Source organism: Synechococcus sp. Nb3U1 (assembly GCF_021533835.1).
In the GTDB taxonomy this organism is placed as follows: Bacteria; Cyanobacteriota; Cyanobacteriia; order Thermostichales; family Thermostichaceae; genus Thermostichus.
The window spans coordinates 730,871-744,035 of sequence record NZ_JAKFYQ010000001.1; the positions used below are offsets into that span (position 1 = coordinate 730,871).

The window sequence follows — 13,165 nt, forward strand, 5'->3', positions numbered from 1 at the left end:
TGGATCCCAGTATGGAGCAGGAGGGAGATGAACAGGTGGGTCAACGGGATCCCTAACTCACCCACCTCAACACCCCCTTCCTAGGGATCCCGCCAACTCTGGGGAGGGGAGATTAAGCCGTTGCCCTGTGGGCCACCTGGGGCGAACAGGAACAGGCTGGGGCAATGGAGACCTTTTCCGTCACAATGTCATGGTTGAGCAAAGCTAAGCTGAGGCGATCCAACATCTCTAGATCAGCTTCCGAGTAACGGCGTTGAAAGAGTAAGTCACTGATCAAGCTCTCTTGGCTCAAGCTCAGGAATCCACTGCGAAATACCTGTTCCACAATCTCTTGAATATTCAAGACGGAGAGCGAAACTGTGTTGGAGGGATAAATGGAGGTATTCATGGCTACTTTTGACGAAGGGTAAGATAGCGCTGTTCGATTTGCTGCAATGAAAGACAGGGTGAGGAAACCCCAGTGGGTTCGGGAGAGGTAGCGGTTTGCCACATCAGGGAAATTCCCCGGAGCTCCCCCAATTCCAGATGTTCGTTCAGCAGGGCGGCCAGACGATAGGCACGGTAGTCTAAAGTTGGATCTACGGCAGTTTTCATCCGTATTTCCTCGCTATTTCCAAGATTCATGCCCCCATCCTAGCCATCAACTGGAGAAAAATCGGGGAAACACCGAAAATATACGTAAGCTGTTTATACGTGTTCTCTACGCGATTTGGCGGAAAACAGGTGAGATCCCTACAATTCTTCAGGTTCTGCTCAGATTGTGGGGGAATGCTAAGTTGTACTGATTGTATTGACTTAAGGATGAGAGTTAGGGGTTATTTCGGATCCCAACCCACCAAGGCAGCGATTTCCGAAGCTAGGGTGGCCGCATTAAAGGGTTTGCTGAGGATCCCATCCACCCCTAAGTGAGCAAAGGCGCTATCCTGATTGTTCTTCACCTTGGCAGAGAGCAAAAGGACAGGGATCCCTCGGGTTTCTGGCAGGGCGCGCAAGTGGGCTAAGGTGGTTGGGCCATCCATGCCTGGCATCATCACATCCAGCAGGATCGCCTCTGGCTGCTCTTGGACGGCCTTTTGGATCCCCTCTGGGCCGGATCCCGCTGTCAACACCTCCCACCCCGCTAAGTTTTCTAGGATGAGCTGAGTCATTTCCCAGATATCAGGCTCATCGTCGATGATCAACAGGCGATGGGTCATGAGGCTTGGGCTAGCAGTTGGTGTACCCGTTCTTGAAATTCCATCGGACTAATGCGCCCCTTAGTGAAAACCTGGGTGAAATGGGATTCTAGGCGGAGGCGCTCCTGATACTCCACATCGCAGGCGGTATAGATCAGAACTGGAATCGGTTTGGCAGGGGGATGCTGATCCAACCACTCCAGGAGCGCAAAGCCCTCATCTCCTGCCAGCTCCAAGTCTAGAATGATCAAATCGGGCCGAGAAATTTGGCAATGGCTAATTGCATTACGGGCAGAAGTCACCGCCACAAACTCAGTATTTTCCTGCTGCAACAGCAGACTCAGGATGTAACAGAGATTGGGATCATCTTCAACGAGTAAAACTTGCTGTGACATCGTCCCTCTCAGCCAGAACTGTAAATCTTGAACCGTAAATCTTGGGAGTCTTTACTAGCTAGCTCAGCTTAGCAAGCGAGTGGGGCAAAATCGGGGAAAAGTTAGTCGGTGCTTTCGTTGCTCACGAAGGTCGCTGCATTCAGTTCGGTTGATTCCAGCGCATACTTCAGGGTATGCCAGGCCAAGTTGGCACATTTGATCCGCACCGGAAACTGGGCCACCCCTTTCATGGCATTCAAAGCCCGCTGCTCCCGGGGAAATTCGTCTCCTCCCCGCATCATGACCTGAAATCGCTCGATCAACTGCAGCGCCTCTGGCACCGTCAGCCCTCGTAGGGCATCTGCCATCAAATCCGCGGAAGCCAGGGCGATCGCACAACCTTCTCCCTCAAATTTCACATCTGCGATCCGCTCTTGGTCAGGATCCAGTTGCAGGGTGAGATCGATGGTATCGCCGCAGGAGGGATTATGCCCCCGTTGGTGACGATGAACGGGATCCACTTTGCCACGGTTGCGGGGCTTTTTGTATCGCTCCAGAATGACTTGCTGATAGAGTCCGCGCAGGTTATCTAGAGGCATTCTTGCTCCTGGTGTATCGCCGTGGAGAAAGCCCGGCTGGTCGATGAAAGAAAAGGGATCTGTACTTGTCTGTACTTGATCTTAACCCCGTTCTTGGAGGGCATGGGCTAGTAGAAAAACTCCCGCCAGCGCACGGGTTTGAGTTTGCGCATGTAAAGCCAATCGAACAGGTTTTTCAGGACTGTGGCCGAGTAACCCCGCCAGATCAACCCCCCCTTTTTGGCCACAGCAACTCGGTTGCCCACCGTCACGCAGACAAAAGCCGTGGCTTGTGGTCGGTAGGAGATCAAGGGTTGTTCACGGATCAGCCGCAGCAGGTTTTGGGCGGCAATCGGCCCCTGGCGCACCGCGTACACCCCAATCTTGGGCAATAGTCGAGTTGGGTCTCCCCAGGCAAAATCGGCACAGTCCCCCATGGCCAAGATCCGTTCTGCCCCTTTCACTCGCAGGCATTCATCCACGAGCAGGGATCCCGCCGGCCCCACCGGCAATCCACATTCAGAGAGCCAATTCGGTACCTGCAACCCACCTGCCCACAAACGAGTCTGGGCCACCCATTCGGTGCCATCTGTAAGCCAAACTTGTTCTGGCCCAAAGGCTTTTACCTGACGTTCTGCCCAGATTTCCACCCCCAAGCGACGGATCCCAGCTTCGATGGAGCGGCTGAAGCGGTTGTCTTCTCCCACAGTAACGCCCGCGGCCAGATATCGGTTGCGGTTGATCAGCACCAATCGGGCTTGAGTCAGAGGGATCCCGGTTTCGGCGCTCATCTCTCGGCAGAGGTCGTAGAGTTCTCCCATCAGCTCGGTGCCCGTACAGCCTCCCCCTGCCACCACAAAAGTCAGTAGGCCCGGTGTCGGATCCCCTTGGGCGGCCCGTTGCCAGCACTGTCGGATCCAGGTTTGGGCGGCCAACAGTTGTTCTGCGGGGCGAATGGTAAAAGCGTGTTGGATCCCCTCGATGCTACGCAGCTCGCGGCCCACATTCACCAGCAGATAGTCGTAGGCAAGCCTTTGCAGGCCCATTTCAGTTTGAACCGTGAGGGTTTGAGCCTGTGGCTGAATTTGGGTAACTCGACCCTGGACATACTCTGCCCCATTGACCTGGATATGCTCCAACAGCGGGATCTGTACCAAGTCCAGCGAAAAGCGGCCACTCAAAAGCCGTGTGGACATCCCGGAATTGACAATATGAGGGTATGGATTGATGGCGATGACCCGTGCCTGACCCCTAAGCGCCCGCAGGGCATCAACGGCCCCATAGCCACATCCGGCCAAGATCACTGTGGGTAGGGATCCCGTCATTGTTCTAAACGCCCTCGTCAACCGGACGGAAGCCATTACAATAGGTTACGGACATTCGCCAGTACCCCTCATGGATTTCGGAGTCGGATTTCTCTCCAACAACGTCATGTTGCCAATCCTAGATTTTTTCTACGGGATCGTGCCTAGCTACGGACTGGCCATCATCTTCCTGACGTTGGTGATCCGCTTTGCCCTTTATCCCCTCAACGTGGGCTCCATCCGCAACATGCGGCGCATGAAGGTGATCAACCCAGTGATGCAGCGGCGGATGCGGGAAATTCAGGAGAAATACCGCGACGATCCCCAGAAGCTGCGGGAAGCCCAGTCTAATCTCTACAGCGAATTGGGAGCTAATCCTCTTGGGGGCTGTTTGCCGCTGTTGGTGCAGATGCCGGTGCTGTTTGCTTTGTTTGCTACATTGCGGGGATCCCCATTTGCGGCGGTCACCTACGATGTGAACCTGCAAATCTTGCCTGCAGAGGTGGCGGCTGAGGTGGTGCCTGCTCCCTATGTCAGTCCTAGCAAAAATATTTTTGTGACCGATTCCCTGCACAAGCCAGTGGTGCTGGTGGAGCCGAAGGGCACCAAGATCGGCGTCGGGGAAGAGGTGGAGTTTCTGCTGCAGGGGGCGGGCGGCAAGGCCTTCGAGCAGCTGGTAACGGAAGCGGGTGGGGATCCCAGCCGGTTACAGCCCATCTGGAAACTAACCAAAGGGGAAGATCGCGCCCAAATCAAGCCCGATGGCACCCTGCTGGCTCTGGAGCCGGGGGATATAACTGTGCAGGTGTCGATTCCGGGCCTGGCTTCTGATACAGGGTTCCTCTTCATTGACAAACTGGGTCGGGTGGGAGCCTTTGACGAAGACGGCACCATCCACTGGGACATCATCGCCATGATCGTCATCTTTGGAGTGTCGATTTACCTAAACCAATCTTTAACGACCGCCGGACAGGATACAGGTAAGGAGGATCCCAGCCAAAGTTCTATGGCGCGCATCACCCCTGTGTTGTTTTCGGCAATGTTTTTGTTTTTCCCCTTACCTGCCGGTGTACTGCTCTACATCCTGATTTCCAACATCTTCCAAACCGTGCAAACAGCTTTGCTCTCCCGCGAGCCTCTGCCGGAGAATCTGCAACAGTTGGTGGAAGAAGAACGGCGGCGGGCGGCTGAAGTGGTAACTGTGGAGGCGGAGGTGGTAGAAAAGTCCGCTAAGCCCAAAGCGGGTGGAGAAGGACGGGAATCGTTGCCTTTTGAGCCTTAAGGAATCCCCTGCTGCTAAGCTGAATCCTTAAATAAGCTCGTCAGCCCCTTTTGGATTGGGAGTTGCCCAGGATGAGTCCCCCTGAGTCTTCTAAGGGAACCGCAGCATCCACCCTGAACGAATCAGCTTTGGCTGAAAACCAAGAACGTGCCAAACAGTGGCTGCAACAGGTACTCTCCGCCATGGGGATCCCGGCCTCGGTACGGGTGGTGGGAGAAGCGGTGGAGATCGAGGCTGCTTCGCTCACGGCGGCACAAAAGCAACTTCTGCTGAGCAAAGCTCCCGCATCGCCAAGGGAGTTGGGCCATGAAGAGGATCGCTCTCCGGTGGTACTGGATGCGCTGCAATATCTGGCCAATACCCTTCTGAACCTGAATCAACCGGAAGACCAGCAGCAAGCCTATACCTTAGAGCTGGATGGCTACCGCCAGCGCCGGTTACAAGAACTGCAGGATATGGCAACTTCGGCAGTGGAACAGGTACGAGCTAGCGGCCAGGAATATGAGTTTCAAGCCCTTTCGGCTGCCGAGCGGCGGCAAATTCATACCCTGTTGAGCGACCCCGCCTATGCGGATCTAGAAACCTTTAGCCGAGGTAAAGAGCCTGAACGGCGCCTGGTGATTCGTCCGGTGCCTAAAGGAGCTAAGTTGAACATGGAGTGAGCATTGTGTCTTTGGCTGGGTCGGCGAGAGCCCTGCTAGCGACAAAAGAGAGTAGGAATGTTGAAGCCCATTCGTCTATCCGATCTACGACAGCTTCCCCAACAAACGCAGGAGTTGGAGTTTAAGCAGTTTTTCCAGGGCTTCGAAAGCCTGACTCCCGTGGAGGGATCCCTTCAGGCCAGCCATCGGGGCCATTTTCTCGAAGTCAGTGCCGAGGCGCACACAATCGTCACCCTCACCTGTCACCGTTGCCTACAGCAGTTTAACCATCGGCTGAATGTGGAGTTTGAGGAGATTATCCTGATTCGGGATCCCAGTCCCGAGCCTCTGCCCTTGGAGCTGGAACTGCAAGATGAGGAACTGCTGGAGAGTTTGCCCCCTAGTGGTGAGTTGGATGTGGAGGACTGGATTTACCAACATCTGCATTTGGAGATGCCTCGCCAGTTGCCCTGCCGCCCCGACTGTGAGGGCATTGTGGTAAAAAATCCGCAGGAGCGGGTGGATCCCCGCTGGGCCGCTCTGGCATCTTTAGCGGCTAGGCTTCAGCAGTCCCCGCTCAAGGATTCCCCTTAGGTTTGTTTTATATTCTTAATATTTGATGTTGAACTTGCCGGTACTCTGGCGTTTTGCCCGACCTCACACCCTCTATGGCACCAGTGCAAGCGTGCTGGGCCTTTACCTGTTGGCGGGGTTTGTGGCTGAGGGATCCTGGGGATCCCTGCTATCCAGTCTGCCTTCGTTGCTCCTGGCTTGGGGGGCTTGTTTGGCGGCTAATGTCTACATTGTCGGCCTCAACCAGCTTACAGATATTGAGATTGACCGCATCAACAAACCCCATCTGCCCTTGGCTGCCGGATCCCTGACCTGGGCACAGGCGGTGGGAATTGTCTCGGTGTGCGGAGTGGGATCTGTGCTGTTAGCGGCGATGGGGATCCCCTATTTGGTACTGACGGTGCTCCTGAGCAATGGGATTGGTACGGCCTATTCATTGCCCCCATTCCGGTTGAAGCGCTTTCCGCTGGCGGCCTCGGCTTGTATCTATTGTGTGCGGGGGTTAATCGTCAATTTGGGCCTTTACAGCTATTTTCAGCAGCTACTCCAGGCAAGGGTGGAGCTATCAGCACCGATTGTGTTGCTAACGGGGTTTATGTCCATTTTTGGCTTGGTGATCGCCCTTTACAAAGATATTCCCGACATGGAAGGGGATCGTAAGTTTGCCATCGCCACCTTTTCTTTACAGTTTGGGCAAGAGCGTATTTCAACCTTTTGTATTGGAATTTTGGCCTGTTGCTATCTGGGGTTGATTGGATTGGGGAGTGGGCTTTTGCCGGTGCAAAACGGTATTTGGCTGTTGGTAGGACATGTGCTGGGGTTGGGGATCCTCTTGGGCTATGGGATCCGTCTAGATACAACGCGACGGGAAGCGATCGTGAATTATTATCAACTGATCTGGAAGCTGTTTTACCTGGAGTATCTGCTCTATCCTTGGGCATTTTTCTGATTTTCCCGAGTGTAGAGATCTCACGCAGACACGCTGGTTTGTAGAGAAGGGTATCGATGGATGGGCATCCGTTGGCACAAATTTTAGACTAGATTATCTCTTTGGGGCGGTGGTTTATGGCGCACTTGAAACAACGGCGCTCCGAGAATGTGAGCGGTGAATTTTACGTCGATAGCACCTGTATCGATTGCTATACCTGCCGGTGGATGGCCCCGGAGGTGTTTAAGGAGATCGACGACCAATCGGCGGTTTATCATCAGCCCAGCACCGCCAGCGAACGAGAACGGGCCTTACAGGCGCTACTGTCGTGTCCCACGGCTTCGATTGGCACCCTCAATCCACCCCCGGAGATCAAAACGATTCAAGCCAGCTTCCCGATCCCGGTCATAGACAATGTCTATCACTGTGGTTACCACTCCGAGCGCTCCTATGGGGCAGCTAGCTACCTCATTCAGCGACCCCAAGGGAATGTGTTGATCGATTCTCCCCGCTTTGTCGCCCCACTGGTGAAGCGCTTGGAAAGCCTGGGCGGGATCCGCTACCTCTACCTCACCCATCGGGATGATGTGGCGGATCATGAGAAGTTTCAGGCCCATTTCGGCTGCCAGCGGATTTTGCATGTAGACGACATTAGCCGCAGCACCGAGGCGGTAGAAATCCAACTGAGCGGACGGGATCCGGTTGAGTTGGCTCCTGATCTGCGCATTTTGCCGGTGCCGGGCCATACCAAAGGTCATACAGTTCTGATCTACCAGGAGGAATTTCTCTTCAGTGGCGATCACTTGGCGTGGTCGGAGCAATGGGGGCATTTGGTCGCTTTTCGCAATGCTTGCTGGTATTCTTGGGCGGAATTGCTAAAGTCGATGCGGCGCTTGGCGGAGTATTCCTTCACGTGGGTGCTGCCGGGCCATGGCCGCCGGTACCATGCGGATCGGGAAACCATGCAACAGCAAATGCAGCGGTGCCTTGAGTGGATGAGCGGGCAGTGAAATGGGGATGCTAGCGGGTTGGGATCCTTTGGCTTGGCTCTCGGATCCCTTGGCCTACGGGTTCATGCAGCGGGGATTGTTAGCAGCTCTGTTGGTGGGGGTGCTCTGTGCCGTTTTGGGATGCTATGTGGTACTGCGGGGTATGGCCTATCTGGGAGATGCCTTGGCCCATGCCATTTTGCCAGGAGTGGCCATCGCCTACTTGATGGGGGGCAATTTGACCCTCGGAGCCCTAATCGCGGCGGGGTTGGTGAGTGGTGGAATTGGGTTTCTCTCCCGTTCGGGACAGATTCGGGAAGATACCGCGATTGGCATTTTGTTTGCGGCTTCGTTGGCGCTGGGGGTAGCGCTGATTAGCTCTATCAAAACTTACGCTCAGGATTTGACCCATATTTTGTTTGGCAATGTGCTGGGGGTGAGCAACAGTGATTTGCTTTTGATGGCAGGGCTGAGTGTGGGGGTACTGGGGCTAATCCTGATGTTGTACCGGCAGTTTTTGCTGGTCAGCTTCGACCCGGTTTTTGCGGCCACTCAGGGCATTCGGGCAGAGTTGTTCCGGCAGTTGTTGTTGCTAATGTTGGCGGTGACGGTGGTGGTGTCGTTGCAGGTGGTGGGGGTGGGATTGGTGACAGCAATGTTGGTCACACCGGGGGCGACGGCTTATCTGCTGACACGGCGCTTGCCGGCGATGATGGCTTTGGCGGCCTTGATCGGGGCCGGGGGAAATGTGCTAGGGCTGTACCTGAGTTACTACATCGACATTGCCTCGGGGGCGGCAATGGTTCTGACGGTGGCCTCAATCTTTTTGTTGGTATTTCTATTTGCTCCAGGCCGGGGTTATGTGTGGAGCTGCCGCAGAGCAAAAGGGATGGGCAAGTTTTAGCTCTTCGGTCAGCGTCGGGAGGATGTTACGGATACCAAGCCACCGCTTCGATCTCCACCAAGGCATTGAGGGGTAGGCGGGCCACCTGTACACATGAGCGAGCCGGGGCGGGATCCGTCGAGAAAAACTCCTGGTAAACCTTGTTCATGGCGGCAAAGTCGTTCATGTCGGCCAGAAAGACTGTTGTTTTGACCACGTTGGACAGGTTCGTACCCCCAGCAGCCAACACTGCCTGCAAGTTCCGCAAGACCTGATAAGTTTGGGAGGTGATATCTTCTCCCACCAGTTTTCCCGTTTTGGGATCCAAGCCCACCTGTCCGGCGGTAAAAATAAATGGGCCAAGAGCCGCAATACCCTGGCTGTAGGGGCCTACTGGAGCCGGAGCAGCATCGGTTTGAACCGCACAACGACCAGGCCCCGGCTGACCGAGGTGGCCAATGGCTTGAACAGCCGGATTGACTTCATTCATCATGAAACCTCCGAGAAACCCCCACCTCGCGTTAGCAGGTAGTTGTTTATCTTCAATGTTCTAACTCTTCTGTCACGCTACCACAGGCGGATCCCGCCCAGAGAGAACTGGGAATGCGAAGATGAGCAAGTCGGGTTTGACTGTAGACGATGCCATTGATCCAGCTGCAAACTTCCATCCAGCCAGAACCAGCCCGAGTGGAGGAACTGCTCAAGACGCTTTCTGCTGCTTTGTCCCAACAGTTAGGCAAGCCAGAGTCTTATGTGATGACGGCTTTTGAGGCTGGGATCCCGATGACCTTCGCCGGCAGTACGGATCCCTGTTGCTATGTGGAGATCAAGAGCGTTGGGCAGTTTTCCGCTAACCAAACCCAAGCTATGAGCGAGTTCTTTTGTGGCAAAATCGAGGCTGATTTGGGGATCTCCAAAAAGAGGATTTACATTGAGTTCGCCGAGGCCAAAGGCTATCTCTGGGGCTGGAATGGCACTACTTTTGGATAAGGGATCCCAACCATGCAGGTAACGGTTCAACATCAACAACACACCCTTTCCATCCGGACAACCGGCAAATCTTTGCATTGCTTTACGGGGGAAGTTCAACAGTTGGTGCGCGCCTCGGGTATTCAAGTGGGGCTGTGTCACCTATTTGTCTGCCATACTTCTGCTAGTTTGTTGATTCAAGAAAATGCCGACCCGGATGTATTGCGGGATCTGGAGAAATTTTTCTCAGAGTTAGTGCCAGAAGAGTTGAGCCGGTACCAGCACATCGCCGAAGGTGCCGATGACATGCCTGCTCACATTCGTTCTGCGCTTACCCATACCTCCGAAACCATCCCGATCCGTTCCGGTCAACTGGCTCTGGGAACTTGGCAGGGCATTTACCTGTGGGAACATCGACAACGGGGGCAACTGCGGCAGGTGGTGGCGCATCTGACCGGATGTTAGGGATCCCGTTTGCGACTGGGGACAGCCAGATCTAGAGCCACAAACCCATGAAAACGCTATTGGGATCCTCTTTGTAATGGCCAAAGGGTGGGCAATAGTGAAACCCAAACTTTTGATACAACTGCCTGGCCGGCTCGAAGAAAGGCATGGATCCTGTTTCCAAGCTGAGGCGGTCATAATTCCGAGCTTTTGCTTCTTCCAGAATATGTTGGAGCAACCTTGAGGCAACCCTTTTTCTACGGTATTGAGGAGCCACGCGCATAGACTTGATCTCGCCATGAAGGGGATCCCATTCTTTGAGCGCTCCACATCCGGACAATATTTGTTCATCCCAAATCGTCCAGAAGGTGATTTCCGGTTTTCTCAGCCCGTGAATGTCGAGGGCATGTTTGCTTTCTGGGGGCGAGACAGATCGCATCTCTTGGATGTGTTGATCGAGAAAGTCGGCGATTTCTTTCCCTGTGAGATCATCGACATTGATTTGCATACTTGATTTGCATAATGGGTGTGCTGTTTGAGAGCAAAAGGTGCAGCCTAGCATTGGGTAGTTTCATCTTGCAATCCACCCAACACGAGCCCGATAAACTTGATCAACTGAGAGCGATCATCACATGCTTGGTGATCTGATAATCTTGTACTGCTTCTGCCGAGAGATCTTTACCGAATCCCGATTGCTTAAAGCCGCCGTGGGGTGTCTCTGAGGCGAGGGGAATGTGGTCATTAATCCAAACGGTGCCGAACTCCAAATCTGCGGCAAACTTCATCGCCCGCCCGATGTCTTGAGTCCACACAGAAGCCGCCAAGCCGTATAGGACATCATTGCCCAGGCGTAGCGCTTCCGCTTCTTCGCGGAACGAACTGAGGGTGAGAACAGGCCCAAAGACCTCGCTTTGAATGATTTCTGCTTGTTGATCGACATTGGTAATCACCGTTGGTTCATAGTAGTACCCCTGAGAAAAATCAGGTGGGATCCGACCTCCTGTTAACACCTTTGCCCCAGCCGCCTTGGCCCGCTCCACAAAACCCATGACCCGCTCCCGTTGGGCTGCCGAAACAAAGGGCCCCATTTCCACCCCAGATTGAAAAGGGGATCCCACGGTCACTTTACGCATTGCCTCGACAATGGCTTCTTGGGCTTGAGTCAGTCGGCTCTCTTGCACGTAGACACGGGTGGCGGCTGTACAGTCTTGTCCCGTGTTGACAGTGGCTGCGAAGGTGGCTTTGGTGGCAATGGTCTCTACATCTGCATCCTCAAACACGATGAAAGGGGCTTTGCCACCCAGCTCCAAATGAACCCGCTTGAGGGTATCTGCCGCTGTACGCATCACCTTTTTACCCGTTGCAGTGGATCCCGTTAGGCTAACCATGCGCACATCCGGGTGTTCTACCAGAGCTTGGCCTGTTTCATTGCCCCCAGAAATGATATTCACCACACCTGCCGGGATCCCAGCTTCAGCAATGAGTTCCCCCAACATCAGGGTGGTCAGGGGTGTCGAGGGAGCCGGCTTGAGAATCACAGTGCAACCTGCAGCCAAGGCAGGGCCGATCTTCCAAACCGCCATCATCAGCGGGTAATTCCAGGGGGCAATTTGGGCGCAGACCCCAACCGGCTCTTTGCGGAAGATCGAGGTGTAACCCTTGGCATATTCCCCAGCGCTAGAGCCATGGGTATCGCGGGCGGCAGCAGCAAAGAAACGCAGGTTATCCACCGCAAACGGTAGATCTCCCCCCAAACTGACAAACTCGTAGGGCTTGCCGGTATTTTCCGATTCCAGCCGGGCCAGTTCTTCCGAGCGAGCCTCGAGCAGATCCGCCAGTTTCCAAAGGGCGAGGGAACGTTCGCTGGGGGTCAGTTTCGACCAGCGGCCATCGTAAAAGGCAGTATGGGCAGCCTGAACAGCTCGCTCCACATCTGCGGGGCTAGCATCCACTACTTCCGCCAGTTTTTCCCCTGTAGCTGGGTTCTCGATGGCCATGATGCCTCCCCCTTGGCTGTCGGCCCATTTGCCGTCGATCCAGAGTTTGTAGGTCATAACGACATCCTCAGCAGCTCGGTAGAGGTGAAATGGTTCTCCCTATTGTGCCGAATCTTTTCCCAAATGGACTTCGTCCCGCTTACGCGAACGGACTGAATTGTAAGATTCATCAAAGGCCAACGGTTCACAAGGCTATCTTCAGTAGAGGTGGGATCCCGATACAGCCGATGGGGTTCAGCCCAGCGACAAGGAACGGTATGATGCCAATGAGAACCACTTGCAATAGGAAAGGAGAGCACCGATGGTCGCTACCCAAGTCTCTGCCCAAGATCTCTTCCGGGCCGCTTACGAAAACCGCTACACCTGGGATCCCGACTTTCCGGGCTACAGCGCAGAAGTGACTTACTGGGATGGGGAGCGCACTTTCACGGGGCAGGTACGGGTGGGGGCCGATCTGAAGGCCACCGTTACAGGTGTAGAAGATGAGGCAGCCCAGAAAGCCATCCACAACCAAATTTGGGAAATTGCCATTCACCGGGTACGCCGCAGCTTTGCCGATACCCACGGCCAGAACACCTTCCGCTATGGCGAAACCCTGCCTGATGGCGCTGTGGAAATTGTGATGGGGGGGAAAGCCGAGGGAGATCGCTACCACGTGCGCAACAACCAAGTGACGATGGTGCACCGGCATATTCATGGCGTGGTGGTAACCATCCACACCTTTAGCAGTCACGATACCGGCGCAGGCTACCTTTCCCACCGTTACGACTCCGTCTATCACGATCCCAAAACTGGCGAGCGAAAGGGCGGGTGCAGCCAGTTCGAGGATCTCTACGAAAAGGTTGGCAATTACTTTATCCTGTCAGAGCGGCGCATTCAAACGGAGACGGAAACGGGATCCGTCGAGAAGAAGTTCACCTTTTCCAACCTGACTTTGCTCAATTCTGGGGTCTGATCCTAGGTGTTTTGGGACAAGGGTCAACAAATGCTAACGTCAGAACAGGGATCTTAACGTTTTGCAATGGATC

The 13,165-nt window shown here is 54.5% G+C and carries 18 protein-coding genes; 9 read left to right on the plus strand and 9 right to left on the minus strand.

Annotated elements, in window-relative coordinates; translation table 11 throughout:
- Positions 1-112 precede the first annotated feature (112 nt).
- The 6 genes from L1047_RS03340 to L1047_RS03365 all read right to left on the minus strand — a co-directional run bounded on the left by L1047_RS03340 (position 113) and on the right by L1047_RS03365 (position 3,452).
- On the minus strand, positions 113-388 hold the full coding sequence (locus L1047_RS03340; protein WP_235277349.1) for a hypothetical protein: 276 nt from the start codon (positions 386-388) through the stop codon (positions 113-115).
- Between the two features lie 2 nt (positions 389-390).
- A complete protein-coding gene (locus tag L1047_RS03345; RefSeq protein ID WP_235277350.1) occupies positions 391-594 on the minus strand; it encodes a hypothetical protein in 204 nt (67 codons plus the stop codon).
- Positions 595-815: 221 nt separating this feature from the next.
- Entirely contained in the window at positions 816-1,196 is a 381-nt protein-coding gene (locus tag L1047_RS03350) for a response regulator (protein ID WP_235277351.1), read from the minus strand.
- Entirely contained in the window at positions 1,193-1,570 is a 378-nt protein-coding gene (locus L1047_RS03355; RefSeq protein ID WP_235277352.1) for a response regulator, read from the minus strand. The genes L1047_RS03350 and L1047_RS03355 overlap by 4 nt, the downstream gene beginning before the upstream one ends.
- A 101-nt stretch (positions 1,571-1,671) precedes the next feature.
- Positions 1,672-2,148 carry a Fe-S cluster assembly sulfur transfer protein SufU gene (gene sufU, locus L1047_RS03360; RefSeq protein WP_235277354.1) on the minus strand — a complete coding sequence of 159 codons (477 nt, stop codon included), beginning with the start codon at positions 2,146-2,148 and terminating at the stop codon, positions 1,672-1,674.
- Between the two features lie 107 nt (positions 2,149-2,255).
- Positions 2,256-3,452 carry an NAD(P)/FAD-dependent oxidoreductase gene (locus tag L1047_RS03365; RefSeq protein WP_235277356.1) on the minus strand — a complete coding sequence of 399 codons (1,197 nt, stop codon included), beginning with the start codon at positions 3,450-3,452 and terminating at the stop codon, positions 2,256-2,258.
- 70 nt (positions 3,453-3,522) lie between these two features.
- On the opposite strand from L1047_RS03365, the gene yidC reads away from it, so the two are divergent.
- From yidC to L1047_RS03395, 6 genes are all read left to right on the plus strand, one after another.
- Positions 3,523-4,713, plus strand: coding sequence for a membrane protein insertase YidC (gene yidC / locus L1047_RS03370; RefSeq protein WP_235277358.1), 1,191 nt, complete (start codon positions 3,523-3,525; stop codon positions 4,711-4,713).
- Between the two features lie 71 nt (positions 4,714-4,784).
- Positions 4,785-5,375, plus strand: a complete 591-nt coding sequence (locus L1047_RS03375; RefSeq protein ID WP_235277360.1) for a Jag family protein — start codon at positions 4,785-4,787, stop codon at positions 5,373-5,375.
- 57 nt (positions 5,376-5,432) lie between these two features.
- The gene (locus L1047_RS03380) at positions 5,433-5,948 is read left to right on the plus strand and encodes a YceD family protein (protein ID WP_235277361.1); all 516 of its coding nucleotides are present in this window, start codon (positions 5,433-5,435) and stop codon (positions 5,946-5,948) included.
- A 25-nt stretch (positions 5,949-5,973) separates the two neighbouring features.
- Positions 5,974-6,876 (plus strand): homogentisate phytyltransferase, encoded by a 903-nt coding sequence (locus L1047_RS03385; RefSeq protein WP_235277362.1) that lies wholly within the window; start codon positions 5,974-5,976, stop codon positions 6,874-6,876.
- A gap of 116 nt (positions 6,877-6,992) precedes the next feature.
- Positions 6,993-7,865: an MBL fold metallo-hydrolase gene (locus tag L1047_RS03390; RefSeq protein ID WP_235277363.1), complete on the plus strand. Its 873-nt coding sequence runs from the start codon at positions 6,993-6,995 to the stop codon at positions 7,863-7,865.
- Position 7,866: 1 nt separating this feature from the next.
- The gene (locus tag L1047_RS03395) at positions 7,867-8,748 is read left to right on the plus strand and encodes a metal ABC transporter permease (RefSeq protein WP_235277364.1); all 882 of its coding nucleotides are present in this window, start codon (positions 7,867-7,869) and stop codon (positions 8,746-8,748) included.
- Between the two features lie 25 nt (positions 8,749-8,773).
- Here the strand turns inward: L1047_RS03395 and L1047_RS03400 are convergent, their stop codons facing one another.
- Positions 8,774-9,217, minus strand: coding sequence for a RidA family protein (locus L1047_RS03400; protein WP_443081700.1), 444 nt, complete (start codon positions 9,215-9,217; stop codon positions 8,774-8,776).
- A 149-nt stretch (positions 9,218-9,366) separates the two neighbouring features.
- On the opposite strand from L1047_RS03400, the gene L1047_RS03405 reads away from it, so the two are divergent.
- Positions 9,367-9,717: a phenylpyruvate tautomerase MIF-related protein gene (locus tag L1047_RS03405; RefSeq protein ID WP_235277366.1), complete on the plus strand. Its 351-nt coding sequence runs from the start codon at positions 9,367-9,369 to the stop codon at positions 9,715-9,717.
- A 3-nt stretch (positions 9,718-9,720) separates the two neighbouring features.
- Positions 9,721-10,161, plus strand: a complete 441-nt coding sequence (locus tag L1047_RS03410; RefSeq protein ID WP_443081701.1) for a secondary thiamine-phosphate synthase enzyme YjbQ — start codon at positions 9,721-9,723, stop codon at positions 10,159-10,161.
- A 31-nt stretch (positions 10,162-10,192) separates the two neighbouring features.
- Here the strand turns inward: L1047_RS03410 and L1047_RS03415 are convergent, their stop codons facing one another.
- Positions 10,193-10,702 (minus strand): GNAT family N-acetyltransferase, encoded by a 510-nt coding sequence (locus L1047_RS03415; RefSeq protein ID WP_235277368.1) that lies wholly within the window; start codon positions 10,700-10,702, stop codon positions 10,193-10,195.
- A gap of 49 nt (positions 10,703-10,751) precedes the next feature.
- Positions 10,752-12,194, minus strand: a complete 1,443-nt coding sequence (locus tag L1047_RS03420; RefSeq protein WP_235277369.1) for a gamma-aminobutyraldehyde dehydrogenase — start codon at positions 12,192-12,194, stop codon at positions 10,752-10,754.
- A gap of 244 nt (positions 12,195-12,438) precedes the next feature.
- Here L1047_RS03420 and L1047_RS03425 point away from each other — a divergent pair, with 244 nt between their 5' ends.
- A complete protein-coding gene (locus L1047_RS03425) occupies positions 12,439-13,092 on the plus strand; it encodes a DUF3386 domain-containing protein (RefSeq protein WP_235277370.1) in 654 nt (217 codons plus the stop codon).
- Positions 13,093-13,165: the final 73 nt, after the last annotated feature.

Bases quoted from the DNA above. Each gene is read 5' to 3' on its own strand.
- L1047_RS03340 (WP_235277349.1), bottom strand. From the start codon at position 388: ATGAATACCTCCATTTATCCCTCCAACACAGTTTCGCTCTCCGTCTTG.
- L1047_RS03345 (WP_235277350.1), bottom strand. From the start codon at position 594: ATGAAAACTGCCGTAGATCCAACTTTAGACTACCGTGCCTATCGTCTG.
- L1047_RS03350 (WP_235277351.1), bottom strand. From the start codon at position 1,196: ATGACCCATCGCCTGTTGATCATCGACGATGAGCCTGATATCTGGGAA.
- L1047_RS03355 (WP_235277352.1), bottom strand. From the start codon at position 1,570: ATGTCACAGCAAGTTTTACTCGTTGAAGATGATCCCAATCTCTGTTAC.
- sufU (WP_235277354.1), bottom strand. From the start codon at position 2,148: ATGCCTCTAGATAACCTGCGCGGACTCTATCAGCAAGTCATTCTGGAG.
- L1047_RS03365 (WP_235277356.1), bottom strand. From the start codon at position 3,452: ATGACGGGATCCCTACCCACAGTGATCTTGGCCGGATGTGGCTATGGG.
- yidC (WP_235277358.1), top strand. From the start codon at position 3,523: ATGGATTTCGGAGTCGGATTTCTCTCCAACAACGTCATGTTGCCAATC.
- L1047_RS03375 (WP_235277360.1), top strand. From the start codon at position 4,785: ATGAGTCCCCCTGAGTCTTCTAAGGGAACCGCAGCATCCACCCTGAAC.
- L1047_RS03380 (WP_235277361.1), top strand. From the start codon at position 5,433: ATGTTGAAGCCCATTCGTCTATCCGATCTACGACAGCTTCCCCAACAA.
- L1047_RS03385 (WP_235277362.1), top strand. From the start codon at position 5,974: ATGTTGAACTTGCCGGTACTCTGGCGTTTTGCCCGACCTCACACCCTC.
- L1047_RS03390 (WP_235277363.1), top strand. From the start codon at position 6,993: ATGGCGCACTTGAAACAACGGCGCTCCGAGAATGTGAGCGGTGAATTT.
- L1047_RS03395 (WP_235277364.1), top strand. From the start codon at position 7,867: ATGGGGATGCTAGCGGGTTGGGATCCTTTGGCTTGGCTCTCGGATCCC.
- L1047_RS03400 (WP_443081700.1), bottom strand. From the start codon at position 9,217: ATGAATGAAGTCAATCCGGCTGTTCAAGCCATTGGCCACCTCGGTCAG.
- L1047_RS03405 (WP_235277366.1), top strand. From the start codon at position 9,367: ATGCCATTGATCCAGCTGCAAACTTCCATCCAGCCAGAACCAGCCCGA.
- L1047_RS03415 (WP_235277368.1), bottom strand. From the start codon at position 10,702: ATGCTAGGCTGCACCTTTTGCTCTCAAACAGCACACCCATTATGCAAA.
- L1047_RS03420 (WP_235277369.1), bottom strand. From the start codon at position 12,194: ATGACCTACAAACTCTGGATCGACGGCAAATGGGCCGACAGCCAAGGG.
- L1047_RS03425 (WP_235277370.1), top strand. From the start codon at position 12,439: ATGGTCGCTACCCAAGTCTCTGCCCAAGATCTCTTCCGGGCCGCTTAC.